The 2,981-nt window shown below is 68.0% G+C and carries 3 protein-coding genes; all 3 read right to left on the bottom strand.

The genetic code is table 11. The annotated features are described in order from the left end of the window. Positions 1–191, bottom strand: a 191-nt coding sequence (locus ACIPEK_RS46390; protein ID WP_402009006.1) for a hypothetical protein, incomplete at its 3' end; no start/stop codon positions are given. A 298-nt stretch (positions 192–489) separates the two neighbouring features. Further along, the gene (locus ACIPEK_RS46395; RefSeq protein ID WP_402009009.1) at positions 490–1,302 is read right to left on the bottom strand and encodes an FkbM family methyltransferase; all 813 of its coding nucleotides are present in this window, start codon (positions 1,300–1,302) and stop codon (positions 490–492) included. Further along, positions 1,299–2,981: thioesterase domain-containing protein (locus tag ACIPEK_RS46400; protein WP_402009012.1), on the bottom strand; the 1,683-nt coding region annotated here is incomplete at its 5' end. The genes ACIPEK_RS46400 and ACIPEK_RS46395, both read right to left, overlap by 4 nt.

Consider the following 2,981-nt stretch of genomic DNA (forward strand, 5'->3'; position numbering starts at 1 on the left):
CCATCCCACCGCACACGCATCGACAGGTTGTACTCCGTCGACCCCGGCTCCATCTGACTGAGGAACCACAGGCGCTGCTGCGCGAACGACAGCGGGAGGGGACCGGCCGGGCGGGGGTCCCAGGCGCGGCGCGATACCTGCTCTCCCCGGAGGCGTCGCTTCAGCAATTCCCGCTTGGCGTCAGAAAGCATCAGTTGTCCCCTGCAAATGAGAAAGCTGAATTAGTGCATGACGGTGCGCTGCTCGGCCCTGGGGTATCCGCCTCGGATCCCGGACCCTTGAGAGCGGGATCGCGAATGATCCGCTCCGCACCAGGTCATGGCGATGCCTCGGCGTGCGCTACTCACTCATGTGAGTCGAAGATTCCCCGAGTCACCATGGCACACCGCTGGATCATTGATCCAGCGGCTCCATGGCGTACGGGATGCCCGGTCACCGGCCAGTATTCCGGTGCCGTGTTCAAGTGCTGCGCGGCGGCATTTGAACGCCTCACGGGCGGCGTGCAGCGGCGAGTTCGTACAAATCCGTTCCAGCGAGCTTGGGCTGCTGGCTGACGGTGAGGGTGAAACCGTGTCGTTCGAGGAGGCCGGTGAGGGCCGCCAGCCGGCCGTCCTCGTCGTGGACCTCGGCGACGATGCGGCCGATCAGCGGCCAGTGCTCGTCCTCGATCCCCGCCAGGACCAGGTGTTCCGCGCGCTCCACATCGATCTTCAGGAGGCTGACCTCTCGCAGGTCATGGGTCCTGATCAGGTCGGAGACGGTCAGGGTGGGCACGGTCATGCCGACGCCCCGGTGCAGGTCCCTGACGATCTCCCCGATGTATTCCTCCGGGATTCCGGTGTTGCGCAGGAATATCCGGGTGTTCTCGTCGTCCGCCCGCTGGTCCGCGAACAGTCCCGAGTTTCCGGTCGACCTCGGGTAATAGGTGAAAGTCCGGTGGCCGGCCCGGTCGGCCACCGCACTGCGCACGGCGACGGCGCCGGGCAGATGGCGCCGCAGATTCGCCTCCAGACAGGAAAACGTGGTAGGCGCGGGTTCCACGGAGACGATCCTGAGATCGGGTGCCTTCCAACCGAACATCAACGAGACGATTCCGATGTTCGCCCCGATGTCGAGGACGGTGTCGCCTGGCCGCAGGGCGTCCGCGGCCGACTTGTAGAGCCCGGCGTCCACGGCCTCCGCCCAGAGGACCTTGGCCTCCGCCGGACTGACACAGGTGATCCTGCGCCCGTTGGGGAGTTCGTAGGCGCTGGTGCCCTCCGCCCCGGCGGTCGGCGGCTGCGTGCCTGTGGACCCCGTCATGCGGTCTCTCCTTCGTCGCGCTGCCAGCGGGTGATCTCGGCGCTCAGATAGGCGCCCACGGCCTCGGCGCTCTCGCCGTAGAACACGGTCGAGTGCTCGCCCGGCACGTCCACGACCTCCGGACCCCGCGTGACGGGGATCTGCCACTGTTCGAGGGTCCACTTGTACGGCTTGGGCCGGTCCTCGCGCGGCATGAGGAGCACCACACGGCCGTCGTAGTTACGCATGCCGCGGTGCATGAGCTCGCCGTAGTACGAGTAGGCGAGCCGGTTGATGGCCAGGGCACGCATGATCCGCAGGGCGTGCTTGTCGCCTTCGCGGACGCCCTTGGCGATCTCGTCGTCCGGCGCTCCGAGTTTCAGCACCTTCTTCTCGTCCGCCCGGGAGAGCTTCGTCCCGGCAGCGCCGTCGAGGGCTGCCTCCAGGGCGGCCAGCAGCTTCCGGTCGGAGCGGCCGAACGCCTGGCTCGGCAGGCGCCAGGCGAAGGGCTGGCGGGCCGGCGCCATGAGGAAGACCCCGCCCACCTCCTTGCCCATGGCGGTGAGCTGGCGCGCCATCTCCAACGCGACGTACGAACTCCCGGACTGGCCGACCAGCAGGTAGGGGCCTTCCTTCTGCACCCGCAACATTTCGCCGATGTACGTGGTCGCCATCTCCTCGACGGACGAGGGCGGCGCGTCCTCGCCGGTCAGGCCGCGTTCCTGCAGTCCGTAGAAGCGCTGTCCCTCGGCCAGGTGCCCGGCGACCTCCGCGAACGCGGCGACCTCACCGGTCAGGGTGTGTACGGCGAATATCGCGGGGCTGGTCCGGCCCGCGCGGATGGTCACCACCGAACGGACCTCGGGGTCCTCCGCCTGGATCTGGATCAGCGGGGCGGCGGTCGCCAGGGTCGGGTGGTCGAAGAGGTCCCCGACGCTGATGTCGTGCCCCGCGCCGCGAATGCGGCCGACGATCTGGGTGACGAGGAGCGAGTTCCCGCCCAGTTCGAAGAAGTTGTCGTGGGCTCCGATCCGCTCGATCCCGAGGACCTCGGACCAGATCTCCGCGAGGAGTTCCTCCGCTTCGCCGGACGGTGCGACGTACTCGGTGCTTGTGGAGCGGACCGGCTCGGGTATCGGCAGCGCCGCCTTGTCCACCTTTCCGTTCGTGGTGAGGGGCAGCCTCGACATCTCGGTGAAGGCCGCCGGGACCATGTAGTCGGGGAGGCTCCGGAGCAGTAGTTCTCGCAGGTCAGCCGGGTCCGGTATGCCCTCGCTGTGATCAGTGGGCACCAGGTAGGCGGCCAGTTTGCGGTCGGCGTTCTCTCCGTACGCGGTCACGACCGCTGTCCGTACGGCGGCGTGCGCGGCCAGCGCCGTCTCGATCTCGCCGGGCTCGACTCGGAACCCGCGGATCTTGACCTGGTCGTCGGCACGTCCGACGAACTCCAGCCGGCCCTCCGGCAGCCACCGCACCTGATCACCCGACCGGTACATGCGACTGCCATCACCCGCGAACGGATCAGCGACGAACCGCTCACCCGTCAGACCAGCACGGCCCCCATAACCACGCGCCACACCCGCGCCAGCAACGAACAACTCACCGACCACACCGACCGGGACGGGGCGCAGCTGCGCGTCGAGTACGTAGACACGGGTGTTGGCCATCGGCGTGCCGATCGGAGGAACGCCTTCGGCCTC

This window comes from Streptomyces sp. NPDC088246 (assembly GCF_044741025.1).
Classification (GTDB): Bacteria; Actinomycetota; Actinomycetes; order Streptomycetales; family Streptomycetaceae; genus Streptomyces.

Bases quoted from the DNA above. Each gene is read 5' to 3' on its own strand.
- ACIPEK_RS46395 (WP_402009009.1), bottom strand. From the start codon at position 1,302: ATGACGGGGTCCACAGGCACGCAGCCGCCGACCGCCGGGGCGGAGGGC.